The following is a 25,299-nucleotide window of genomic DNA, read 5'->3' as shown; positions in this document are numbered from 1 at the left end:
AAAACATCACAATATTATGGCGTATCTGTTTTTCCTGCCATGATATAACAGAGATGTTATATGCCTGAGTATATAATCCACAGATGTTGCTGCTAAGTAGTGGCAGGAAAAAAACTTGTTCTCGGGCTATTGTGATGTTTTCTAACGACTCAATAATAGATGCCTGTATATTGTTTATTCTCCGAATAATCTTGCAAATCCTGCATTATATATTATAGTGAATTATATATCGATAGTTTTTCATCGTATGCTGCCGCAGCCAGATAGTAAATTAATGCAGCGCGTACGGTATTGTCCGCTGCTGCATCTGGAGGGCTTATGTCGGTGCAGTTAGAGACAGTGGATTCCACGAGGGTTGATCTATCTCCCCTGAATGATTTTATTTCCGGAAATGCCGGTACCAGGGGGATTCTCATTCCCGTTCTGCAGTTTGCGCAGGAGCATTACGGATACCTGCCTGAAGCTGTGCTTCACCATGTTTCCAGATCTCTTCAGATACCCTACAGCGAGGTGACCGGTGTAGTCGGGTTTTACTCATACTTTTCAACGATTCCGAAAGGAAAGAATACCATACGTGTCTGTCTTGGAACTGCCTGCTATGTCCGTGGTGGACGCGCGGTCGAGCAAGCATTTGAACATGAACTGGAAATATCGGATGGCGGTACTACAGAAGACCGGTGTTTTTCTCTGCAGACAGGCCGTTGTTTCGGTGCTTGTGGACTGGCTCCGGTGGTAATGGTCAATGATAATACACATCAGCGCGTCTCATCGGCAGGGATCAAGGATATATGCCGTCAGTATCGGGAGAACAAGGAGACTGACCATGAGTGAGCGTACCAGAATAAGCAATCTAAAATCATGGAATGATATGCTGACCACATCATGTGAGCTCGAAAAATTCAGTGGGGGAGAAATCAGGGTGTGCTGCGGAGGGGGATGCATTGCTTCAGGTTCCGAATCTGTCCTGGAATATCTGACGCAGGAAGTCAATCGTAGAGCAATGAATGTCCGGGTGCTGCAGACTGGCTGTCTGGGGCCTTGTGCCAGGGGGCCCGTTGCAGCCTTTGTTCGGGGAGGCAGGAGCGCTGACAACAGGGATAATGAGATGAAGAATGCTGCCCCTTTGGTGTTTGAGGGATTGAATCAGAAAATAGTGTCAGAAATTCTTGATGACTGGGATAGCAGCAGCAGCCTGCCGGTATCTAAAAATCATCCAGCCATCTGGAACGGTGCTGCCGGGTTTTTCCGGGAACAGAGAAAGATAGCACTGCGTTCCTGCGGGCTTACGGATCCGGACAGGATTGAGTCAGCAATTGCAAACGGTGCGTATTCCGCTCTGGTTAAACTTCTGCTGGAAACAGCTTCTGAGAATCAATCTTCAATCGTATTGAATGATTTGAAGGAGTCCGGCCTCCGAGGTCGTGGGGGCGCAGGATTTCCAACCTGGAGAAAATGGGAGGCGGCACTCAAACAAAGCGGGTATCCTAAATATGTGATCTGTAATGCAGATGAGGGAGATCCAGGTGCCTTTATGGACCGCAGTATTATAGAAGGAGCCGCACATGATCTAATTGAGGGTATGCTGATAGCCGGATTGACTACAGGATCTGATGCCGGCTTTATTTATGTACGCGCAGAGTACCCACTTGCCGTTGAGCGTCTGAATCGTGCGATCCAGCAGGCTGGAGAGCTTGGTCTGATCGGTACACATATTCTTGGTAGCAGTTTTTCATTCAACCTGGAAATCCGCAAGGGATCCGGTGCTTTCGTTTGCGGGGAAGAAACTGCCTTGATGAATTCTATAGAGGGCCGGCGGGGTGAACCCAGACCTAGACCACCATTCCCTGCTGAAAAGGGGCTCTGGGGCTGCCCCAGTCTGCTGAATAATGTTGAGACATATGCATCGGTGCCTTGCATAGTTGGTATGGGAGCCGCTGCTTATCTGGAGCTGGTGCACGGCAGTAGTCTGCCGGAAGGCAGCAGGGGAACCAAGGTTTTTGCACTTGCGGGATCAATCAGGAATTCAGGTCTGGTGGAAGTGCCAATAGGAACCAGATTAGGGGAGCTTATTTATGATATTGGAGGGGGAATCATTAGTGATAAGCCCTTCAAGGCAGCTCAGATTGGTGGACCATCTGGTGGCTGCATACCGAGGGAACACCTGGATGTGGCACTTGATTATGAATCACTGACGGAGCTTGGTGCTATTATGGGATCCGGTGGCCTTATTGTTATGGATGAGGAAACCTGTATGGTGGACGTAGCCAGATTTTTTCTTGAGTTTGTTCAGGAGGAATCCTGTGGAAAATGTGCACCCTGCAGAGTAGGCACCAAACGGATGCTGGAAATACTGGAGCGCATATGCGACGGTCAGGGCTGTATGCAGGATCTTGAGACCCTTGAGCGTCTGGGAAGACAGATTCAGGAGACTGCCCTTTGCGGGCTTGGACAGACAGCCCCTAATCCGGTGCTGTCTACATTACGCCACTTCCGCCATGAGTATGAACAACATATTCTCAGCCACCACTGTGCAGCAGGAGTCTGTCCGGGACTTGTGAGAGCGCCTTGTCAGAGTGCCTGTCCGGCAGGGGTAGATGTGCCTGGATTTGTGGCTCTGGTCAAGGAACAACGATATGCCGATGCACTGAAGCTTCACCGGGAGCGGAATCCCTTCGCCGCAGTATGTGCAAGGGTCTGCTTTCATACCTGTGAGGAGCATTGCCGCCGCAGTTCAATTGATTCGCCGGTGGCAATCCGTGCCGTAAAGCGATTCATGGTAGATCAGGAGGTCACAATTCAGCACCCTGAAGTTCTTTTAAACCCCCGGAATGCAGAACGGAAAATCGCCATTGTAGGTGCAGGGCCTGCAGGATTATCCTGTGCTTATTTCCTGGCCAGGCTGGGATATGCACCAAAGATATTTGAAGCAGAAGAACGACCGGGCGGGATGCTGGTTCAGACTATTCCTGCATATCGTCTCCCGAGGGAGATACTGGCCCGGGAAATTCGTATGATTGAGCAGCTGGGAGTTGAAATCATTACGGGTAAAAAGCTTGGGCAGGATTTCACTCTCAGCTCCTTGCGTGAAGAAGCTTATGAAGCGGTTTTTCTGGGGATTGGTGCCCCGGGCTCCACGCGTTTAGGAATTCCGGGAGAGGATCTGGAAGGAGTGGATCATGCAGTGGACTTTCTCCGGCAGTATAATATCCGCGGTTCAGCACCGGTTGCAAAAGAACTTGTGATTATTGGCGGGGGCAATGCTGCTGTGGACGCAGCCCGTACTGCAGTTCGGCTGGGAGCGGAACAGGTGACGATTGTGTACAGGCGTACGCGCGGTCAGATGCCTGCGTATGCAGAGGAGCTTGATGCAGCGGAGGAAGAAGGTATTGTAATCCGCGGACTGATGCAGCCTGTAGAATTGCTTTCAGACGGCAACGGTAGAGTGTGTGCCGTCCGTTGTATGCCGATGGAGCTTGGCGGATTCGACAGATCCGGGCGACGCCGTCCGACCGATGCCGGACGCAGTGCTATAGAGATTTCCTGTTCCCAGGTTATCGCAGCTGTCGGTCAGCAACCCTCCGAGCGCAGCCTGTACGACAATAAGACTGCAGATGCTGTGCTTGATGACTACGGATATATAAAGGTGGATCCAGCCTCCGGATTGAGCCGGCTGGACTGGCTGTTTGCTGGTGGAGATTGTGTCACCGGACCGGCATCCGTTGTGGCAGCCATTGGAGCCGGTGAGCGAGCAGCAGTTGGAATAGACCGCTATTTTACAGGAGAGAATCACGCCTTTTGGCGGGTCGACCGTGAAGTGGATGTTGTATTTGACCCGGATGCCGCACCAGTGAAGCAGGGAAGGGAGGCCTTGAAGACCCTGGATGTACAGCGGCGCATGAACAGCTTTGAAGAGGTTGAATTACCTTGGCATGAATCTGTTGCCTTGATACAGGCGGCACGATGTCTGCGCTGTGAGTACGGCAAGTGCCGCAGTGATAAAGCATCCCGGGAGGCCGTATATGTATAATCTTACAATTGACGGAATAGAGGTCAGTGTCGAACCAGGTGCAACCATTCTTGATGCATCAAAAAAAGCAGGTGTGGTTATTCCCACGCTCTGTAATATGGAAACCCATCAGCCTCTGGGGGCATGCAGGGTATGTATGGTTGAGGTTGAAGGAGCAAAAAGCCTGCTTGCAGCCTGTGCTGCTCCGGTAGTTGATGGTATGAAGGTGAAAACAACCACCAGGCGGGTCAGAACGGCCAGAACAATGGTAGTAGATCTGCTGTTGAGTGAGCATAACGGCGAATGCGGAACCTGCTTCCGGAACGGTGAATGCGAGTTGCAGAGCATTGCTGCTGGACTCGGGCTTGACCGGGATACGATTACGGGACCAAAGCTTCCCTCATATACAGATAACAGCACCTCCGCGATAGTCCGCTACACCGGAAAGTGTATCAAGTGCCGGCGCTGTGTCCGTGTTTGTCATGGAATCCAGGGGGTAGGTGCCTTGTACCCACAGGGAAGAGGGTTCGGGACTACAATCGGTCCGGCTTTCGGCGGTGATCTCTCAACAGTGGCCTGTGTGCAGTGTGGTCAGTGTGCGGCCGTTTGTCCCGTGGGGGCTATAATGGAGTCATCTCATATAGACAGGGTCTGGGACGCCCTTGATAATCCGGATCTGCATGTTGTAGTGCAGACTGCACCGGCAATACGGGCAGCAATAGGAGAGTGTTTCGGGCTGCCTCCGGGAACCCGGGTCACGGGTAAAATGGTTCAGGCTCTCAGAAGACTTGGTTTTGATGCAGTCTTTGATACCAACTTCACAGCGGACCTTACAATTATGGAAGAGGGAACTGAACTGCTTCAACGATTACAGCAATTCCTTGCTGAAGGGAAGGATGTGCCTTTACCCCTTATAACCAGCTGTTCACCCGGCTGGATTAATTTTGCTGAACAGAATTTCCCCCAGATTTTGCCAATGATTTCTTCATGTAAGTCTCCCCAACAGATGTTCGGCACACTGGCAAAGACCTATTATGCCAGCGAGAAAGGAATTGATCCCGAAAAAATATATGTTGTTTCGATTATGCCCTGTACTGCAAAGAAATATGAGTCAGAGCGGCCGGAAATGAGATCTTCAGGTTATCAGGATGTAGATGCAGTTCTCACGACAAGGGAGCTGGCACATATGATTCAACAGGCAGGAATCAGTTTTACCAGACTCCAGGATTCCAGGATGGATGATCCATTGGGGATATCCAGCGGTGCTGCTGATATATTCGGAAATAGCGGTGGTGTAATGGAAGCTGCTCTCAGGACAGTGCATGAATTAGTTACAGGAGAAGCCCTGCCCGGTCCAGAAGGACGGCTCGAATTCCACCCTGTCCGGGGGCTGGAAGGTATAAAGGAAGCCAGACTCAAACTGGGAAAAGTTCTTCCGGAATGGAAATTCCTGGAAGATGCAGAACTTTCGATAGCCGTTGCCAGCGGACTGGGAAATGCTGCCGAATTGCTGAGGCGTATAGAATCCGGGGAGCAGACGTATCATTTCGTGGAGATCATGTGCTGTCCGGGTGGTTGTATCGGCGGCGGCGGGCAACCCAGGCCTGTGAGTGATGAGCTTAGATTGGCTCGCATCGCCGGCTTGTATGCGGAAGATGCCGGACGATCGTTCCGTAGTTCTCATCAGAATCCCGCGATTCAGACCCTGTATCGTGATTTTCTGGGCAGTCCCGGCAGTGATATGGCGCATCATCTGTTGCATACGCATTATCATCCTCAGTAGGCGCGCCTGCTATTCCGGCGGCTATCGGTCATTTTCTTTTATGACTTGCGGAAAGGCTGATCTATGAGTATGCTTAAGGTGGAGGCGTCGAATGTCTGACAATTTTCAGTCAATGCAGCTCGTTACTTTTCAGCTTGGTGAAGAGCAGTACGGAATTGACATCATGGATGTAGAAGGTATCGTGAAGGTTGAGGAAGTCCGCGCAATACCAAATTCACCGGCGTATGTTGAAGGTATTTTCAACCTCCGGGGCTCGATCATTCCTGTGATTAATCTGCACCGGAGATTCCATCTTAAAAAAGCAGATCTTAGTGAAGAAGATGAGTTATTGAGCGGTTTTGTCATTATTCAAATCGATGATATGCTGCTCGCTGTTATTATAGACCGTGTAAACCGGGTAGTTCGTGTTGAGGGCAAGGATATTCAGCCCCCGCCGCAGATGATCAGTGGAATCGGTGCTGAATACATTCAAGGTGTGGTGAATAGGGATGAAGAAGGATACCTGATCATTCTTGATATACGGCGCTTATTCAACTCACGTGAATTACGAGCGATCGGTGATTTTTCCGCTGTATAGTGGATAATGCAGAATTGTTTGCAAATAGCTCTAATTATTTCCTGAAAGGAAAACTGATACTATGAAAATACCTCTTTTTCGTCCGGCAATTAACCGCAAAGATATGCAGGCGGTTCTCGAAACCATGGTTGACGATACTCTGGGACCTGGACAGATATCCGAGCAGTTTGTGCTTGCTCTGCTTGATTTTTTTGATCTTGAAGGTGGTTTGGCTTTTCGGGAATTCCGTAGAACGATTGAGGTTCTTTACACCGCATTGAGCCTGAAGGAAAATGAAGGAATTCTGCTTTCACCACTGTTGCCGCGAGCCTATGCCGAGGTATTGCTGAGCAGCGGTATTCCCTTTGGCTGGGTAGATGTTGATCCCAAAAACGGTACTGTAAATCCCGAAAGCCTTGAGTCTGCTCTCGCCATGGATCGGGACTTCACTCCGGTCGTTCTGATCTGTGACACATGTCTTGGTTACGTGCCTCAGATCGAGCAGTTGTCTTCTCTTATTCCAGGCCTTGTGCTTGATATAAGCAGGGGTGCGGGTTCACGTCTGGGTGATGAGCTGGCCGGGGCGCAGGCTGATTTTCTCGTTCTTTCTCTTGAAGAAGAGGACATGCTGACAACCGGAGGCGGAGCAGCCGTCCTCGGCAAGGGTCGGAAGCAGGCCAGTGCTCTGAATCAAGCTTCTTCCACTTTGCTTCGAGAGGTATATCTCTCGGACCTGAATGCCGCTCTTGGCGTTACACAGTTGAAGGAATTGCCGAACCGGCTGCAGAGACGCCAGGAAATAGCTGAGATTCTTCACAGGGCAGTGCAGCAGTCCCGTCATCGTCTGCTTGTGCAGTCAGGTGATGCCGAACAGGTTTACTTTGGATTACCATTGATAGTAGAGACCGGCCGTAAGGAAGTAGAGGCATATGCCAAAAAGAAAGGCGTCGAGACCAGGCCGGCTTTCGAGGGATCAATTATTGATGCCTATGGTATTGAGGAAAGTGAAGAACCCGAAGAGCTTCAGCAAATTCTGTGTCCAGTTGCAGCTGTGCCGAATGCAGCTGGCTTGTGGAGACGCTGTCTCTTGTTTCCGCTGTATCCAAGCCTCCCCCGGCCGCAGATTCAGGAGCTTTCAAAAATACTTGTCAGTTTACCCTGAGCTGCAGGAGTAGCAGTATTTCCTGCAGTCCTCATTACTTTTAATGAATTTCTGGTTTTATTTTGCATATCTGACTGTCTATTCAAGCTTTACAGCACATGATTGTGTAAGTATAGTTAGGACAATGCAGAAAAAAATTCGCTCGGTTCTGGTAATGGCAAATATGCACAAGATGGCAGCCGAAGGGCTGATATCTGAAATAGTGTCTCGCCTTGAGGCCAAAAACATTCAGGTTCATGTGCGCCGCTTCAGTGGTGATGCAGATATCAACCATATTCCTGAGGCCGACCTTGCCATTAGTCTTGGTGGTGATGGAACGGTATTGTACTGCGTCAGATTGCTGGCGGGTCGTTCTGTGCCCATTCTCCCGGTGAATCTCGGCAGCTTCGGTTTTATAACCGAGGTAGCAGAGGATGAGTGGTATGATGTGTTCTCTGCATTTGAATCCGGGGAGGTTGAAGCAGGAGAGCGGCTTATCCTGCAGGCTGAGGTCTATCGCAACGGTGAACTCTACTGCAGTCATATCGGGTTGAATGATGCCGTAATCACCAAAGCAGGAATTTCCAATCTGATTTCTGTGAAGGTGGAACTTGATAGCGGTGACCTCGGCAGGTACCGGGCAGATGGTATTCTGGTTGCTACACCGACAGGTTCAACAGCCTATTCTATTGCTGCAGGAGGTCCGATTTTGTATCCGGAAATGCAGGCCCTCATCCTGAACCCGATTTGCCCTTTTGCTCTTTCGCATCGTCCAATCGTATTGCCACCGGACGAAGTCGTGACTATTCGAATTGACGAGACCCAAAGGGCGGATCTTATACTGACGGTTGATGGTCAGACCGTTGTTGCTCTGCGCCTGGGTGATCGTGTCGTAATACGAAGGGCAGCCCATAATGCAGGAATTTTGAGAAGTTCAAGGCGTTCATTTTATGACGTGCTACGGGCGAAACTGAACTGGTCGGGAGGACCGGATGATTGAAGAGATATCCATTCAGAATTTTGCACTCATAGACCGGCTTTCTATCCGCTTCAGCCGCGGTATGACAGCGCTTTCAGGTGAAACGGGAGCTGGTAAGTCCATACTTGCCGGAGCTCTTGGTCTACTGCATGGCGAACGGGCTGAAGTTGAATCCATTCGTTCCGGCTGCCAGGAGGCGGTTGTTTCTGGTGTATTCCGCTGTTCAGAAGAGGGGATAGTTGCTGATTGGTTGAAGGAGCGGGATATCGAGCTGGAGGATGGTCAGCTTTTCCTTCGCAGAACCATCAAACGTACTGGCCGGGGTTCGATCTATATTCAATCTGTTCCGATGCCCTTGAAAGAACTGGCAGAGCTCGGATCCCTTTTATTCGACATGCACGGACAGCATGAGCATCAGAGTCTGTTTCAGGAAGAAAATCATCGGAAAATTCTGGATTCATTCGGACGGCTGGATGATCGGGTAGCAGGGTATCATACAGATTTTCTGGATTTGACCAGACTCAGGAAAAAACGCAGTTCGATTGTTTCTGATGAACAGGCAAGGCAGAGAGAGGCAGACATGCTCAATTTTGCCTTGAAGGAGATAGAGGCCGCAAAACTGCAGCCGAATGAAGATGATGAGCTGCAGGCTGAGAGAAGTACACTGACTCAGTATGAAAAACTCTATAGCAGTCTCGACACAGCCTATGCCGGTGCAGCCGAAAGCAGGGGAGGGGCCCTTGCTCAGCTACGGACCGCGAGGGCTGCGCTGGATGCAGCTGCTGGCATTGATCCTCAACTGGCTGATTATTCGAAGCGGCTTGAAGAAGCTTTTTTTGAAATTGAGGATATTGCAGAGGGGCTTGGAGATTATCATCGCGGTCTCCTGTTTGATCCCAAACGGCTGGAAGCAATCGAGGACAGACTCGCAGAGATCCGCAGACTGCAGAAAAAATACGGGGCATCCCTGACGGATGTGCTGCAGTATGCCGAAGACGCCAGGGAAACCCTGGACGCCCTGGAACACTCGGAAGAGGAGCTGGAAAAACTTGATGCCGAGCTGAGGGATCGGGAGCGGAATCTGCTTCAGGCAGCACGGCAGCTGAGTGAGCTGCGCCGCGAGCATGCCGAGGTTCTGAGCCGTAAAATCCAGGAGACGCTCGCAACTCTTGGTATGCCGAAGGTTGAATTTGAAATTCGGGTTGATGCCAAGACATCGGAGAACGGAAAACCTGTCTGCGGCCCGTTTGGACAGGACAGCGTCGTGTTCCGCATCTCGGCGAATCCGGGTGAACCTACGAAGCCGCTTGCTTCTGTAGCATCCGGAGGAGAGGTCAGTAGAATCATGCTCTCCATAAAAAGCGTTCTGGCAGAGACCGACCCCATTGAAACATTGATTTTTGATGAGATAGATACCGGCATCGGTGGCGAGGTAGCGCTTTCTGTCGGCCTGCATCTGCAGAAATTGTCGACAATGAAGCAGATTTTTTGCATAACACACCTTGCTTCTGTCGCTGTTCGAGCCGATAATCAACTGGTAGTATTGAAAGAACAGAAAGAAGATCGAACTGTAACTCGTGTAAATGAGATTGACGAGAGTCAGAGGGTCGAGGAAATAGCCAGAATGCTGGCAGGTGATCGCAATGCTGAAGTGTCCCGCAGTCATGCCGAGGAATTGCTGAGGAGATACGGAAGCAGTAGAATAGCATAGTATGAGAAGGAGACTGCATGGCCAAGGTCAGTACCCAGGCGAAAAATGAGTTCTTCGAAGTAATCAAGCTGTATAAGCAGCAGATTGAATTGATAGAACAGCGTGAAAAAAATATCCTGAAGGTTATCGGTTCAGACGAGACTGGTGATCGATACAAGAAATTCACACTTGCTGAAGAACGCCTGCATCTGGCTTCCTATTTTCTGGTATTAAATCAAATCAGTCTTGCTCTTCTGAATCTCAAGAATGACACTTATCTGAACGATGCCCGGAAGTGCTGTTATCAAAGTATTATCTACCTTGAGGAAATAGTAAGCGACTGGATAGATGCACCTCTGAGCGACTACGATGAATATCAGGATAAAATTGACGGTCTTGAAGACAGTGCACGATATGAAATGATTATCAAACTTGGTTTTGCAATCGACTGCGTCAAGGAAGATTTTGGAGACAATTCCAAATGGAAATGGTCATTCGTTGAGCTGGATGGACGCTTTGCAACGGTTGCAAAAAATCTGCTAAACTTGAAAACTCTGGTAGCAGGTCTTGATCCGCGGGTAGAAGGTTATGAAGTAAGAGTCAAGCATCTGAGGATAGTCAAGGAAAGGCTGAATCAGGCTGCCGACCGCTACCGTGAAAAATATGAGTTGTCGACCTCTCGAATAGATGATTTCAAGGTTGCTATTCAATATCTGATGGCGCTTCGCCGCCTTCACATGCAGCTTGGTGAGAACGACGATGCCGAAAAGGTGAAGAAAAAAATCGATGTTTGGAAGAACAAAATGGACGCGGACGAGAAGGCTTCGGAGTCACGCAGATAGAACGCACAGCGAAGTAAAGAAACTACTTCGTAGAATAATGGATACAGCCGGATTATTACTGACCGGTATTATACTTTCTCTTGTTATCCCGGGCTTTGCCGGGAGCGATGTGATGCTACAGCCTCTGTGGACTACCCGGCTGGATTCTGCTCAGACCCAGTCCCCGGTAAATGTAGGCTTCTCCCGGGAAGCCGCTGAACTTATTCCTCTCTGGCAGGCTCCGGGACTGTATTATCTTGATCCCGGGAATGGAAATCTTGTTGGTCAGTACAGCTACCCCGAGGGAGGAGCCTTCAGTAGAGAACTTCATGGGTCTGCCCGCAGCAGAAACGGAGTCTTCGATCTGTATCATCCAGACGGCAGAATGGCTATCAGTATTCAATCAGACGGCAGGCTTCTGTTTCGGGGAAAACGCCCTTTTATAGCGGGTCGGTTTCTTGACCGCATTGATGCATACTCGAGAGATGGGCGGCTATTGTGGCAGCGGGGTTTTAGTGATGTGATTACTGCTTTGGAGGCATCCGAGTTATACACCGTTGTTGGAAGCTCAGATGGCCAGGTCCTGCTCATAGACAATGATGGTATGACCGGAATCCTCCGTAATCCTGACGGGAATCCCGTGGCTGCCGCAGCTATAGATGCTGATTTGATATTTCTTGTTATCGGAGGAACGAACCCTGTGCTGGAAATCAGGAATCTTTCCAGCCCTGAGCAACTTTCGGATGCAATGTCGCTGCCGGGGGGGAGAGCGTTAACAGGGCCTGTAGAAATGGAACTCAGTGCAGAAAGTCTGTATATTCATGATTATTCTCTTTTAGTGGGCAGGCACGGAGAAGTCCGTCAGCTGCCTGACGGTGCGGTATTCCAGGAGCTTTACGGCCACCCGGTACACCTTATGTTATGGCGCGACCTGGCAGAGTATTCTCCCGGGGATAGTGATCCGGGAAAGATGTTCGAGCTTCGCAATAACCGCGGAGGTGTCTACATGAGAAGTTCGGCCCCTGCAGTGGCGGGAGCAACTGCTCACAATGGAAATATTCTACTCTGGAATAATGAAAATGCAGTACTGTACGGTTTTCGTACTGAACCTGTCGAGCAGAGTAATCGGAATATGACCGGGAGTGGAAAATGAAATCGACAGCAATGATTGTACTGCTGATTCTGCTGACTTTTTCCATTTATTTGTCTGCTGCCTCTGAAGATCCAGAATGGACTGAGCCACAGCGTATATTTTCTTTTTTCCTTGATTTGAGTGACTCAGGTGAGCTGATTAGCGGTGTGCTCCGTGAGCCGTCGGATGATTTCTTTTTGTTCTATGAAGGAGAAACCGTCTATGAGTACATTGACTCCGGCAACCGCGCGAATTCTCTCTTTTCAGGCTCTGTTAGAATAATGGAGCATCCTCGTTCCTTCAGATCTCTTCAGCAGCAGCTGCCGAATGCACATTTTACTGCATTAATCGATCCGCAGAACAGGAAGCGGATTAATCCAGCCTTGATTCTGTCTCTTACCAGCCTTCCCGAGCAAAGCAGTGTTGCTCGTCTGGATTCTCTCGTCTGGCATGCAGGGCATAAGGGTGCCAGTATTGAAGTTGTAATTCATTCTCGCTATGGACGTCCGGGAGCTGTAAGAAACCGGCCCCCTGCCAGGGTTGTTCTCCGCCTGCCTGAGGAGGACAAGGAGCTGTTTCATTTTGATTTTTTGGGTGGAGCTGTGCATGACGTTGCTGGACTCGTCTATCAGCGTACCGAAAGCGGCTTCCGATTCGAATACGAAGGATTCTATCCTGAACAGATTCTGGAATTCACCGTGCTCAGTCCCGGCGGTAGAAGACAGGTGCATTCTCTTGTACTGCCGGCATTTGGAACTGATTGATCAACTTCCATGTAACCTTCTGTTTCTTCCTGACCCATCTTGTGGCTTGACAGGAAGCAAGAAAAAATCCTACGATCTTTTTAAATGGAGGTATTACATGACTCGTGAGCGATTAGAAAGCCTCTCTGATGATGTTCTTACAGCCCTCGCAGAGGAGTTTGAGGTGGATTGGTCCGAGGACGATGGACGCCAGCTGCTGATCGATTCCCTGCTTGAGGCATATGAAGATATTCGCAGCGAACGTGATGCCGCAAATAATAATCTGGTGCGGGTTCAGGAGAAGAAGTATGATATACAGGAGGAGATCGTCTCTGACCATCTGCTCAGTACTATCGAACTTCCAAACCGGTATAATGAGTCACGTGTTACCTTGCTCCTTCGCGATCCTGCCTGGGCATATTGTTACTGGGATATAAACGATTATCATATGCAGAAGATGTCAGAACAGTATGAAAAGCCTGTTACTGGTCTGATAATTCGGGTCGTCGAACTGGCCTGTTGTGATGATGAGGGGGGAACTGTGATCGACAGTTTCGATGTCCCGGTGTCAATGGATGACCGTAACTGGTACATCAATCTGCCTAATAGGGATACATTCTATCGGGTCCGGCTTATTCTTCAGCTGGAGGATAACGAGGTCCTGATTTCTACATCCAATACCATTCAGGTTCCGGTCGGTTTCCTGAGTTCTAATGGTAAGGATGATGCCAATGCCGATGCATTGATCGCTATTTCGGGAATTGAGAATCTTGGTGTGTCTTCGTTTGGAGCTAGTGTGCCTAAGCGCATACGGAACTACTCCGATCAGTATTTTCTGGATTAAACGGTCCGTCGTGTGGTCCGAAATGAGAGTGTAATGATGGGAAAGATCATATTTGTTTTACATGCTCACCTGCCGTTTGTGCGGCATCCTGAGTATTCCCGCTTTCTGGAAGAGGACTGGCTCTTCGAAGCAGTTTCTGAGACTTATTTACCGCTGCTTCGGGTGCTTCGTTCGCTTCATGAGGATAATATTCCCATGAAGCTGGCAATCTCCATCTCTCCAACCCTGTCAGCAATGTTGGGCGATTCACTTCTGCAGGAACGCTACGTACAGCATGCAGACCGCCTGATCGAGCTTGCTGAACTGGAATGTGAACGAACCAGGCATGAACCAGAGTTTTATCACTTAGCAGAAATGTATCTCGATATCTTCCGGAAAAACAAGGAAGATTTCTGTGAGCTGTATGAGCATAATATTCTGCGTGGTTTTCAGGAATTCGCTGATGCCGGCAGGATTGAGCTCTTCACTACAACAGCAACGCATTCCTATCTCCCCTTGTATCAATCTTATCCTGAAACTATCGATGCGCAGGTTGCGATGGGAATTGATTCCCACACAAAAACCTTTGGTGCTGCCCCCAGGGGATTGTGGCTTCCTGAGTGCGGATACTTTGAGGGTCTGGACAGCTGTCTGCATAAACATGGTATTGAATACACTTTCACTGCGGCTCATGGTGTTCTTTTTTCTTCTGTTCTGCCAAAGTACGGTGTTTATTCCCCAGTGCGTACACCTGCCGGGGTTCTGGCTTTTCCGCGTGATCTCGCCTCTGCTAATGCAGTCTGGTCTTCAGATGTAGGGTACCCCGGGGATCCCCTGTATCGTGAATATTACCGCGATGTGGGTTTTGATCTTCCAATGGATTATATCAAGCCTTTTATTCATCCGGACGGCATCCGGATAAATACCGGCATGAAATACTACCGGATTACCAATCAGCAATCCAATCACAAGGAACCGTACCAGCCGGACCTTGCCGAGCAGAGAGTCCGGGAACACGCGCATAATTTTGTTAACCGCCAGGTACAGCAAATGCAGCTTGCCCAGAAGTTTATGGACCGTGAGCCGGTCATAACCTGCCCATACGATGCAGAATTGTTCGGGCACTGGTGGTTCGAAGGACCGCAATGGCTAGAGCAGGTGCTGCGCTTGATGGCTTCATCAGATGTCCCGGTTGAAACTGCATTCCCTGGTGATTTTCTCAGATCCAGTGGCGAGTATCAGAATCTTCAGCCGGCATACAGCTCCTGGGGCAACAAGGGTTACAGTGAGGTGTGGCTGGATGGATCCAACGACTGGATATACAGACACATACACAAGGCCATTGAGCGAATGCATGAGCTGGTAGCAAGGTTTCCCAACGAGGATGGAATCAAGGAACGAGCCCTTAATCAGGCTGCCCGTGAATTACTTCTTGTGCAGTCGTCTGACTGGCCGTTTATTATGCGTACCGGTACCACTGTTTCCTATGCTGTCAGCAGAATCAAGGAGCATCTTGCCAGCTTCACCCAGATATATGATTCACTCGGCCGGGGTAATCTGAGTACTGACTGGCTTACCAGACTGGAAAAGAAAAATAATGTATTTCCCGATATCGATTACCGTGCCTTTGCCGGCAGCGTATCGCTGGTACAGTTTTCCGACAAGGAAATGCATCAGATAAAACCTTATTAATGAGAGCTTTTTGCAAAATTACATTTTGCATGAGCATTCGTAAGGCCCTTCCATAATCCAAAAGGCTGTCTGCTGATATTGCGGACAGCCTTTATCTTTCTATTGCCATCATGTTAATTCCTGATCTCCTGTCTGCGTTCATTTTATAGCGTCTATCTAAACATCTGTTTACCACATCGTGTATTTTCCTCTGGAATTAAATTCATATATTCTGTCGCCTAGGTTGACAACTCGGCTGGAAAGCATAGTATAGAGTATGTTAGTGGGAGAAAGTGGAATTTAATGGGGTGATGTGGTGGTTTTGATATGTTGACGGGGGATTACAGAAATACCCTTGACGAAAAAGGTCGTCTTCTCGTTCCGTCTCGTATCCGTACAGAACTGCCCGGATCCAGCCTTGTTCTGACCCAAGGGATAGAACAATGCATCTGGATGCTTCCGCCTGAAAACTGGAAGCGTCTGTCTGACTCAATTATGGGTTCTACTTCACCTTTTAACGCTCAGGCCAGACTGATTCAGCGCAGAATTATTGCGCCGGCTCAGGAGGTGGAGATTGACAAGGCCGGGAGAATAACTATCCCGCCGTCACTCCGTGAATATGCGCGGCTTAAGAAGGATACTGTCATACTGGGAATAGCGCAGTATCTGGAGATCTGGGATGCAGACGAGTATCGTTTGTACCTGGATGATAAAGAAGCTGAATTTAAGAGTGCTGCTGAAGGACTGGGAGAGCTCCTCCCGTTTTCTTAGGCATGAAAAAGAGGGGATTCATGCAAACGTACTATCATCGGTCAGTTATGGCCGACCAGGTGCTGGAATATCTGGCGCCTGACAATCAGTCTCAACTGATCATTGATGGTACCCTGGGAGAGGGGGGGCATTCAGCAGCCTTTCTGGAGCGGTTTACGGATCTGCAGTTAGCTGGTCTGGAGACTGATCCTTCGATTCTTGCACGGGCGGAGCAGCGACTTGCTCCGTACAGTGGTCGGGTGCGCTTGTATAATACCTGGTTTGATGATTTTTTCGGGTCCTACCCATTGGACCAGCGTCCCGACCGTATCCTCCTGGATTTAGGCATCAGCGTGTTTCACTATCAGGCAGGTATCCGCGGTTTCAGCTTCAGGGCTGATGAACCGCTGGATATGCGTCTGCGCCCGGACCAGGGGGAATCCGCCCGTGACCTGCTTATGCTTCGCAGTGAGCGGGAAATTGCAGAAATTTTCTTTCAGTATGGTGAGGAGCGTTACGGAAGGCGTATTGCAAGAAGTATCGTTTCCGCACGTTCGAATCAGCCGCTTGAGACTGCTGCTGAGCTGGCAGAGCTTATTTTCCAGTCAGTGCCGGTCTCGTATAGGCATGGCCGCATTCACCCAGCCACCCGTTGTTTTCAGGCGCTGCGAATTGTGGTTAACGATGAATTAGGAAGACTTGAGCGTGTGCTTCCATCGGCTGTGCAGCAACTCAAGATAGGTGGGAAAATCGGAATAATCACATTTCACAGCCTGGAAGACAGAATGGTAAAACATTTTTTTCGTGACTGGGCCCGTAGTTCAGTACCTGCCCCGCAAAATCCTCGGGGTGCTGTAGATGTGCAGCCGGTACTGAGAATAGTAAACAGAAAGCCTATAACAGCCGATGAAGAAGAGATAAAGGCGAATCCGCCATCGAGGAGTGCCAAGTTGCGGGTTGTAGAAAAGATAGCTGAATTCCCGAGGTCTGCATGAAATCAAGGATAATCAGCGTTTTATTATTATGTATACCGGTTATGATGTTTGCATCCGCTTATCAGGCCTTCCGTTTTGTGCAACAGGAAAATCTGATCCGTGCGCTGGATCGTGAACAGCGTTCTCTGATCGAAGCCAATAAGCGCGCTGTGGCGGAAATTTCCATGTTGAAAAGTCCAGGCCGAATCCGCCAGATTGCTGGAGACAGCTCCGGGTATGCTGAGGGATATCCAGAAGAAATTATTTATATTCTCAGGACGGAGGCTTCCCGTGATTAGCACCGTTGGAATGCCGTTCACTCTCAGATCGGCTGCGGCAGGTATTGGAGGAGCGCTTCATCCTGCCTGTGATGAAACCCGTTACATTTCATCAGTTACAATAGACAGTCGGGAAGTCTCAGAGGGATCATTGTTTGTCCCACTACCCGGACGATATACTGATGGTCACTCATTTATCGCACAGGCCTTGCAGTCGGGTGCCGAGCTCGTGTTGGTATCCGAGGAACGGGCGGAAGAGGTATTTCAGGCATTAAGCAGGGAGCAGCAGTCAAGATTGCTCATTGTAGAGAGTCCTCTGGCGGCACTGCATAGGCTGGCGCGTTGGTATATAAGCAGAAATGACCGTCTGATCAAGATTGCGATCAGTGGAAGCAACGGGAAAACTACTACCAAAGAAATACTATATTCTATTCTCTCCCGGGAATCGACGGTATTCAAGACTCCGGGTAATCATAATTCTGTCATAGGTCTGCCGGTGGCGTCCTTTGCCTTGACTGCTGAACATCGTTATGCAGTTTTTGAACTGGCTATGAGTGAGCGGGGAGAAATGGCAGATCTTGCCAGAATTGTTTTTCCTGACATTGCTGTTCTTACAAACATCGGGACTGCCCACATCGGTAATATCGGCTCTCAGCAGGGAATTGCTGAGGAAAAAAAACAGATTTTTTCCTGTTTTTCCGGCAGGGAACGCGCTTTTCTGCATGAAGATGAACTGTATTATGATTTTCTCGCTGAAGGGGTGAATGGACAGGTGATACCTTTCGGACTACACCACACCCCTGGAATCCGGAATATTGAAGCGGCCGGACTCGAAGGCTTTCGTCTTTCGTGGAACGGCAAGGAAATTCTGTTTCCGCTGCCTGGTCGCCACAATATGCAGAATATGCTCGCTGCAGTCAGCGTTGCTATGGAACTGGGCTTGTCTCCTGAATCGGTAGAATACGGCATTGCAAATGTTGAGAGTCCTTTCGGCAGGAATCAGGTAATACAAGGCGAGGTTGGTATTATTCTGGATTGCTATAACGCTAATCCTGACAGCATGAGTGCATCTCTGGAGTTTTTCGCTTCTCTGGAGTGGGAAGGTCGGAAGGTCGCGGTTCTGGGCGATATGCTCGAACTTGGTGATGTCAGTCAGGAAGAACACGGGAAAATTGTAGAACAGGCAGATCTCTGCGGATTTGATGAAATTTTCTGGGTCGGTAAAGAGTTCGCTGCTGCAGTCGGTCATGGAAGAGCCGGAAACTGCGCTGATAGTGCAAAGGAAATAATTCCTGCAGTTCAGAAATATATAGGAAAAGGTGATCTGCTCCTGCTGAAAGCCAGTAGAGGGATTGGTCTTGAGACAATTTCTGAAGCTCTTGCTGGTTTCAGGAATATGGGAGAAGAAAAATGCTGAAAGAGTTGCTGTTTCCATTAACAGAGTATTTTACCCCGTTCAATATTTTTCAGTATATAACATTTCGCGCCGCGTACGGGGCTGTAACTTCACTTCTGATCAGTTTTCTTTTTGGCCCCAAGGTCATTGAACTGCTCAGGAAACTGAAATTCGGCGAAGAAATCCGTTCCGATGGTCCGGAAAGTCATCAGATAAAATCCGGCACTCCTACTATGGGTGGGGTTCTGATTATTCTTTCCATGCTGGTAGCAATTTTCTTCTGGATGGATCCGCGTAATCCTTTCACCTGGATTGCTGTAACCGCGATTGTCGGGTTTGGTGCGATAGGGTTTATTGATGATTTTCAGAAAATCAAACGTAAAGAGACGGGCGGGCTTTCGGCCTCAATGAAGCTTCTTGGCCAGTTTACTGTGGCTGCTGTTGTTTCTTTTCTGGTTTTTCGTCTGGGAGGTGAGGAGTCCTCGCTGTTGTACATGCCAATGGTCAAGCAACCTCTTCTGGATCTTGGAATTCTGTATGTGCCTTTCGGGATTTTCTGGCTGGTCGGCTTTTCCAACGCAGTTAACCTTACTGACGGACTCGACGGTCTAGCTACCGGTCTGGTTCTTCTGGTCGCTCTGACCTTTGGAATGCTTGCATATGTGGCGGGTCGTGTGGATTTCTCTGCCTATTTACAGATTCCGTATGTGCAGGGGGCCGGAGAAATCAGTATTCTGGCTATGGCCGTCGTCGGAGCCTGCGTCGGCTTTCTCTGGTATAACGGACATCCGGCTGAGGTCATGATGGGAGATACCGGCAGCCTCGCGTTGGGCGGTATTCTTGCAACTATGTCTCTGATGATTAAACATGAAATTCTGCTCATAGTTGTGGGAGGGGTTTTTGTAATCGAGACATTGTCAGTAATTATTCAGGTCGGAAGCTACAAATTAACGGGCAAGCGTGTATTCAAGATGGCGCCTCTGCATCACCATTTTGAACTTGAGGGTTGGGCGGAGAGCAAGGTTGTTCTCCGATTCTGGATTCTCGGAGGGCTTTTTGCGATTTTGAGCCTTTCAACCATGAAGATAAGATGAGGATCAGATACATAGTATGAGCAGTATTTTTGCCCTAGAAACAGTACCAGGCAGGCGGAGCGACAGAGCATTACTCATGTGCACACTTCTGTTGACAGGGGTAGGTCTTGCCATGCTGTTTTCGGTGTCATATTCCAGGGCGGACATTCTGTTCCAGAATCCCTTTCACTTTGTAAAACGTCAGAGCATAATGCTGGCTGCCGGTTTGGCAGGAGCGCTTGTGCTGGCACGGATTGACCTGAAGATTGTCGAGAAGCTGTCTCCTTTTGCATCGATGGCTGGTATTCTACTGTTACTGCTTACCTTGGTACCCTTTTTCGGAGAGACTTATCTAGGGGCCCAGCGCTGGATTGTACTGTTCGGACACTCATTCCAGCCCTCAGAGCTGACCAAGATAACTATGACCGTTCATCTTGCATTTCTGCTTGGCAGGAAGCAGAGTCGCCTGGATGATGTCAAGAATACAATTCTGCCTCCTCTTTTTATTGCCTTTATTGTGCCAATGATTATTGTCCTTCAGAACGACTTCTCTACGTCAATTCTGGTGCTGGTTATTGCGATCAGTATTTTCTTCCTGGCAGGTGTGAAAATCAGATATTTTATCAGCGTTCTGATAATGAGTATTCCGACCATCGGGATCGTCGTGCTTTCGAAAGAGCACCGTGTTAACAGAATCATTTCCTTTCTGGCACCAGACCTTGATCCGCAAGGTGCAGGATATCAGGTTCTGATGTCGAGATCCGCCTTGCAGACCGGAGGATTCTGGGGTCAGGGGATAGGGATGGGTCGCTACAAGTTCGGTCTCCTTCCAGAGGCTCACAGCGATTTTATTTTCGCTATAGTCGGGGAGGAGCTTGGTTTCCTCGGTGTTCTACTTGTATTAATTCTTTTTCTGTATCTGGCATACCGAGGATATCTAATCGCCAGAGATGCAGATGACGGTTTCGTCAGGCTCTGTGCTGCCGGTCTCACCATATCAATTCTGTTTCAGGCATTAATGAACATGGCAGTTGTGAGCGGGACGATCCCTGCAACCGGGATAACCCTTCCTTTTTTCTCATCGGGCGGCACGTCGGCAATGGTGACATTATGGATGTGCGGTCTGCTGATCAATCTATCCCGAAATATGGTATATGAACGAACAGAAGGGGGACTGCGTGGCTGATTATATCTATCATCAGCAGTCATCTCTTCAGAACCAGAGCCAGAATGGCGGCAGCAGGCGGCACCCTGGGTCTTCCGGCAACACGGGTCGATCAGGTGCTGGCGGTACTGTATTCAAGATAATCCGCAGATTGATTTTCATCCTGATTTTTGCTGGTTCGGCCTTTGTAGTTGCTGAACTCCTCTTTCAGCTGGTTCTTGCTCCCCGCTTGCTCATTACCTCAATAATTATTGAAGGTGATGTCCCGATGGAGCTGGAGCGAGTTCTTGAAATAGCCGGGATATCCGAAGGCAATCTGTATTTTTCTCTGGATACCAGCAGAATAGAAAGTTTGTTGGCAGCAGTTCCCAGAATAAAACAGGTACAGGTGGAAAAGGATTTTCCTTCTACGCTGAGAATCCGTATGTTTGACAGAACCCCTACAGCTATTGCTCAAGGTCGACTAAGCGGACGCAGGCTGCCAGTAGTTGCCGATGAGGATGGTGTGCTGTTTTCCTGGGGCGTTCCTGATGATTACAAGAGTCTGCCGGTGATTTCCGGTTTTGAGATTGAAGATATCGAACTCGGAATGCGGTTGCCCTCTCAGGTTCGTAGAGTACTGCGTGATCTTGAATCACTGAGGATGCGTCATCCGGTTCTCTATAATCTGATTTCAGAGGTGCTGGTAAAACCGGTGCATGAACACAAGCTTGATCTAATAGTTTATTTCACTCATGTGCCCGTGCCGGTACTTGTCGGTGAAGATCTCAAGGCTGACCGGCTTATGAGTATCATTCGTATTATGGATGTACTCGCAGTTCAGGGGCAGCTTGATGATGTTACCGAAATTGATTTTCGTGGAAATGATGTGGTATATACCAGAAAGGAGGGATAGGCTGTGACTAAAGATGATATTATCGTCGGCTTGGACATCGGAACAACCTCAGTTATCGCTGTAATTGCAGAGTTCAACGAGTATGATAATCTTGAAATAATCGGCATCGGAAAAGCTCCCTCACGTGGTTTGCGTAAAGGTGTAGTTATTAATATTGAGTCTACCCTGCAGTCCGTAGGGCTCGCTATCGAGCGGGCTGAACAGATGGCCGGCCGTGAGGTTTATTCGGTCTTTACCGGTATTGCCGGGGGACATATCGAGGGCTTGAACAGCCGTGGTGTTGTAGCCGTTACATCCCGCGACCGGGAAATTACCAAGGTAGACTATGAGCGGGTTCTGGAAGCAGCCAAGGCTGTTGTAATCCCGATGGACAGAGAGCTGCTGCATGTGATCCCCCAGGAATTCATTGTGGATGATCAGGGTGGAATCAAGGATCCTATTGATATGATAGGAGTCAGGCTTGAAGCAGAGGTCCATATTATTACCGGTTCTGTGACCAGTGCCCAGAATCTTGTGAAATGTGTGAACCGGGCCGGTTTCAAGGTAGAAGAGATTGTGCTTGAGTCTTTAGCTTCAGGAGAAGCCGTGCTGACACGGGATGAGATGGAGCTCGGAGTCCTGCTCATTGATCTGGGCGGAGGGACAACTGATGCCTTGCTTTACATAGACGGAGCGCCATATTTCACTACTGTGTTGCCCATCGGTGGCACTCAGGTTACAGGTGATCTGTCATATGTCCTGAAAACACCGGTTGAAGCTGCTGAAAAAATCAAGATTGAATCAGCTGTCTGTCATGAGATGCATGTTGATCTGGATACTCCGGTAATAATTCCGGCAGTGGGAGGCCGGCCTCCAGTGAGTATTTCCCAGTCAGACATCTGTGCAATTGTACAGCCGCGGATGGCCGAAATATTTACCCTGGTCCGCGACAAGGTAGTTGCGAAGGGCTACCATGATCGCTTCGCTGGCGGTGTAGTCCTGACAGGTGGCGGAGCATTAATGCATGGAGCTGTGGAACTGGCTCAGGAAGTGTTCGGAACGGCTGCACGGGTCGGTCAACCCGGGGCTTACGGAGAAGTCACCGATCAGTATCGAAGTGCAGAATATGCATCGGCAGTAGGATTGGTACTGCACGGATCAAAACGGTTTCAGCATCTGGATTCAGCTGCTGTTGTCAAGAAAGCTCCGTCAAACAGCCTGTTCAAAGGTCTGGGCGGATGGATACGTAATTTTTTCGAATAGAAAACAACAAGGAATGAAGATCATACAAATCATGGGAGGGGAGTATGAAATTAGACGTAGTCGACGAAATGAATGACTTTGCACCGGACAGTCCTACGGTCATCAAGGTAATTGGTGTCGGTGGTGGGGGCAGTAATGCTGTAAACCGGATGATTGAGGCAGGACTGAGGAATGTTCAGTTCATTGCTGTTAATACAGACCTGCAGGCCCTGCAGCGCTGCCGGGCTCCGCGCAAGATTCCTCTCGGCAGGAAGCTTACCGGTGGATTAGGTGCCGGCGGCAAGCCCGAGGTTGGTGAATCAGCTGCACAGGAAGACCGTGAAGCAATTTCAGAGGCAATTCGCGGGGCTGATATGCTGTTTATTACTGCCGGTATGGGTGGTGGAACCGGAACCGGAGCCGCTCCGATTATTGCCCAGATTGCAAGAGAACTTGGTGTTCTTTCTGTTGGTGTTGTTACCAAGCCTTTTGATTTTGAAGGCAAGCGCAAGGCACGGCTGGCGGTTGAGGGAATCGAGAAACTACGGGACCATGTAGACACCCTTATAATTATCCCTAATCAGCATCTGCTGCGGGTTGTCGACAGGAAAACTCCGTACAGTGAAGCCCTCTTGATGGCCGATGATGTGCTTCGTCAGGGTGTTCAGGGTATTTCCGATCTCATTACCGTGCCTGGCGATATAAATATCGACTTTGCAGATGTCAGAACGATTATGAGTGGTCAGGGTGATGCTCTGATGGGAATTGGTGTCGGCGAAGGAGATAACCGTGCCGTGGATGCGGCAACCAACGCAATCAACAATCCGCTGCTAGAGGATGCTCATATCGAGGGAGCTGGCGGGATTCTTGTGAATATCACCGGTGGATGCGATATGGGGCTGACCGAAGTCGAAGAGGTGGTGAATATTATTGCCAATACAGCGGACGGCGATGCACTGATTATTCACGGCACCTGTATCGACAAGAATATGGATGGCAGTATCAAGGTAACCGTTGTTGCTACCGGTTTTCTGAAGGAAGGGCTTGTTGAAGAGCCTGTAGAAGATGAAGAGATGTCTGCTCCTGCTGTGGAAGAAAAGAACCCCCAGGATGAGGTAATGACGCTGGACAGCTGGAACAGGCTGCTGTCATCCCGCAAAGGCGGGGGATCTCATCATGAAGATGAAGGTCAGTTGGAGCTGCCAACAATTGTACGTCTGAGAAAAGCATCAGGTGAATCGAGAATCTGATGAAAAATGATCTGCTGGTTACCCGTTTTCGTGATTATCTCCTGGTGGAGCTGCATCTTGCAGAGGCCACGGTGGAAACCTACCATCGTGAGTGTATGCGCTTTGCTGCTTACCTGAATGATCAGGAGAGCACTATGGAAAGCGCGGATCCCCAGACAGTCGTTGACTACCTTATCCTGCGGCAGGATGAGAGTGGTATAGACGCCAGAACCGTCGCCAAGGTTGTCTCCAGTTTGCGGTCCCTGTTTCAGTACTGCATTCTCGAGCGAGTACGTGATGATAATCCAGCGATGGTGGTAGAGCTGCCGAAGACCAGAATGCACCTTCCTGGAGTACTATCGGTGGAGGAAGTGGAGCTGATTCTGGATGCTATTGATGTGAGTGACCCACTCGGGCTCAGGGACAGGGCCTTGTTTGAACTGCTCTACTCCTGCGGTTTGAGGATATCCGAGGTTGTTGATCTTGAACTCTCACAGGTGTTTCTGCGGGAGAATATGGTGCGGGTGTACGGGAAAGGGCGCAAGGAGCGCATTGTTCCGATGGGCGGAGAAGCAAATTACTGGCTGAAGCGTTATCTGGATACAGGCCGTCCTGAGCTTGCATCGCCAGCCCAGCTCAGCGTTTTTGTCGGCCGGCGTGGTTCCGGGTTATCCAGAAAGGGAATCTGGAAGCGGTTCAAGGAATTGACGGCCAGATCCGGAATCGAGGCCAAGGTGCATACCCTCCGTCATAGTTTTGCTACACATTTACTTGAAGGGGGGGCTGATCTTCGAGCTGTACAGGAGTTGCTGGGACATTCTGATATCAGCACTACCCAGGTCTATACCCATATAGATACCGGAGCACTTCAGGAGATACACCGCAGGTGCCATCCGCGGTCCGGGGCGGAAGTTCCGGCTGAATCAATGAAATCTCAAGGAATTGATGGAGAATCACAGTATTGAGTAATGGA

22 protein-coding genes are annotated in these 25,299 nt (G+C 49.4%); all 22 read left to right on the top strand.

Going from position 1 to position 25,299, the window contains the following annotated elements; all coding sequences use genetic code 11:
• The first annotated feature begins 318 nt into the window (after positions 1–318).
• Positions 319–831, top strand: a complete 513-nt coding sequence (locus ACYQ2L_RS07550) for an NADH-quinone oxidoreductase subunit NuoE family protein (protein WP_460053544.1) — start codon at positions 319–321, stop codon at positions 829–831.
• Positions 824–4,027, top strand: a complete 3,204-nt coding sequence (locus ACYQ2L_RS07545) for an NADH-ubiquinone oxidoreductase-F iron-sulfur binding region domain-containing protein (protein ID WP_460053543.1) — start codon at positions 824–826, stop codon at positions 4,025–4,027. Before ACYQ2L_RS07550 ends, ACYQ2L_RS07545 begins: the two co-directional genes overlap by 8 nt.
• Positions 4,020–5,789 carry an NADH-dependent [FeFe] hydrogenase, group A6 gene (locus ACYQ2L_RS07540; RefSeq protein ID WP_460053541.1) on the top strand — a complete coding sequence of 590 codons (1,770 nt, stop codon included), beginning with the start codon at positions 4,020–4,022 and terminating at the stop codon, positions 5,787–5,789. The genes ACYQ2L_RS07545 and ACYQ2L_RS07540 overlap by 8 nt, the downstream gene beginning before the upstream one ends.
• 91 nt (positions 5,790–5,880) lie before the next feature.
• Entirely contained in the window at positions 5,881–6,366 is a 486-nt protein-coding gene (locus tag ACYQ2L_RS07535; protein WP_460053540.1) for a chemotaxis protein CheW, read from the top strand.
• Positions 6,367–6,427: 61 nt separating this feature from the next.
• Entirely contained in the window at positions 6,428–7,507 is a 1,080-nt protein-coding gene (locus ACYQ2L_RS07530; RefSeq protein WP_460053539.1) for a DegT/DnrJ/EryC1/StrS family aminotransferase, read from the top strand.
• 124 nt (positions 7,508–7,631) lie between these two features.
• Positions 7,632–8,486 (top strand): NAD(+)/NADH kinase, encoded by an 855-nt coding sequence (locus tag ACYQ2L_RS07525; RefSeq protein ID WP_460053538.1) that lies wholly within the window; start codon positions 7,632–7,634, stop codon positions 8,484–8,486.
• Positions 8,479–10,176, top strand: coding sequence for a DNA repair protein RecN (recN, locus tag ACYQ2L_RS07520; RefSeq protein WP_460053537.1), 1,698 nt, complete (start codon positions 8,479–8,481; stop codon positions 10,174–10,176). Before ACYQ2L_RS07525 ends, recN begins: the two co-directional genes overlap by 8 nt.
• 17 nt (positions 10,177–10,193) lie before the next feature.
• Positions 10,194–10,997: a hypothetical protein gene (locus tag ACYQ2L_RS07515; protein ID WP_460053536.1), complete on the top strand. Its 804-nt coding sequence runs from the start codon at positions 10,194–10,196 to the stop codon at positions 10,995–10,997.
• Between the two features lie 112 nt (positions 10,998–11,109).
• Positions 11,110–12,129, top strand: a complete 1,020-nt coding sequence (locus tag ACYQ2L_RS07510; protein ID WP_460053535.1) for a hypothetical protein — start codon at positions 11,110–11,112, stop codon at positions 12,127–12,129.
• The gene (locus ACYQ2L_RS07505) at positions 12,126–12,872 is read left to right on the top strand and encodes a hypothetical protein (protein WP_460053533.1); all 747 of its coding nucleotides are present in this window, start codon (positions 12,126–12,128) and stop codon (positions 12,870–12,872) included. The genes ACYQ2L_RS07510 and ACYQ2L_RS07505 overlap by 4 nt, the downstream gene beginning before the upstream one ends.
• Positions 12,873–12,969: 97 nt before the next feature.
• Positions 12,970–13,695 carry a DUF4912 domain-containing protein gene (locus tag ACYQ2L_RS07500; protein ID WP_460053530.1) on the top strand — a complete coding sequence of 242 codons (726 nt, stop codon included), beginning with the start codon at positions 12,970–12,972 and terminating at the stop codon, positions 13,693–13,695.
• 33 nt (positions 13,696–13,728) lie between these two features.
• Complete coding sequence (locus ACYQ2L_RS07495) at positions 13,729–15,366, top strand: glycoside hydrolase family 57 protein (protein ID WP_460053529.1); 1,638 nt, start codon at positions 13,729–13,731, stop codon at positions 15,364–15,366.
• Between the two features lie 306 nt (positions 15,367–15,672).
• The gene (mraZ, locus tag ACYQ2L_RS07490; RefSeq protein WP_460053528.1) at positions 15,673–16,116 is read left to right on the top strand and encodes a division/cell wall cluster transcriptional repressor MraZ; all 444 of its coding nucleotides are present in this window, start codon (positions 15,673–15,675) and stop codon (positions 16,114–16,116) included.
• A gap of 20 nt (positions 16,117–16,136) precedes the next feature.
• Positions 16,137–17,090 (top strand): 16S rRNA (cytosine(1402)-N(4))-methyltransferase RsmH, encoded by a 954-nt coding sequence (gene rsmH, locus ACYQ2L_RS07485; protein ID WP_460053526.1) that lies wholly within the window; start codon positions 16,137–16,139, stop codon positions 17,088–17,090.
• A gap of 41 nt (positions 17,091–17,131) precedes the next feature.
• Positions 17,132–17,368 carry a hypothetical protein gene (locus ACYQ2L_RS07480; RefSeq protein WP_460053524.1) on the top strand — a complete coding sequence of 79 codons (237 nt, stop codon included), beginning with the start codon at positions 17,132–17,134 and terminating at the stop codon, positions 17,366–17,368.
• Positions 17,361–18,764 carry a UDP-N-acetylmuramoyl-tripeptide--D-alanyl-D-alanine ligase gene (locus ACYQ2L_RS07475; protein WP_460053522.1) on the top strand — a complete coding sequence of 468 codons (1,404 nt, stop codon included), beginning with the start codon at positions 17,361–17,363 and terminating at the stop codon, positions 18,762–18,764. Before ACYQ2L_RS07480 ends, ACYQ2L_RS07475 begins: the two co-directional genes overlap by 8 nt.
• A complete protein-coding gene (gene mraY, locus ACYQ2L_RS07470) occupies positions 18,758–19,837 on the top strand; it encodes a phospho-N-acetylmuramoyl-pentapeptide-transferase (RefSeq protein WP_460053520.1) in 1,080 nt (359 codons plus the stop codon). The genes ACYQ2L_RS07475 and mraY overlap by 7 nt, the downstream gene beginning before the upstream one ends.
• Before the next feature lie 16 nt (positions 19,838–19,853).
• Positions 19,854–21,002, top strand: a complete 1,149-nt coding sequence (gene ftsW / locus ACYQ2L_RS07465; protein ID WP_460053519.1) for a putative lipid II flippase FtsW — start codon at positions 19,854–19,856, stop codon at positions 21,000–21,002.
• Complete coding sequence (locus ACYQ2L_RS07460; RefSeq protein WP_460053516.1) at positions 20,995–21,876, top strand: cell division protein FtsQ/DivIB; 882 nt, start codon at positions 20,995–20,997, stop codon at positions 21,874–21,876. Before ftsW ends, ACYQ2L_RS07460 begins: the two co-directional genes overlap by 8 nt.
• A 3-nt stretch (positions 21,877–21,879) precedes the next feature.
• On the top strand, positions 21,880–23,118 hold the full coding sequence (ftsA, locus tag ACYQ2L_RS07455; protein ID WP_460053514.1) for a cell division protein FtsA: 1,239 nt from the start codon (positions 21,880–21,882) through the stop codon (positions 23,116–23,118).
• A gap of 44 nt (positions 23,119–23,162) precedes the next feature.
• A complete protein-coding gene (ftsZ, locus tag ACYQ2L_RS07450) occupies positions 23,163–24,347 on the top strand; it encodes a cell division protein FtsZ (protein ID WP_460053513.1) in 1,185 nt (394 codons plus the stop codon).
• Complete coding sequence (gene xerD / locus ACYQ2L_RS07445) at positions 24,347–25,291, top strand: site-specific tyrosine recombinase XerD (RefSeq protein ID WP_460053510.1); 945 nt, start codon at positions 24,347–24,349, stop codon at positions 25,289–25,291. The genes ftsZ and xerD overlap by 1 nt, the downstream gene beginning before the upstream one ends.
• Positions 25,292–25,299 lie beyond the last annotated feature (8 nt).

It is taken from the genome of Spirochaeta dissipatitropha (genome assembly GCF_054657935.1).
This window is presented reverse-complemented; position numbering and strand designations above follow the sequence as displayed.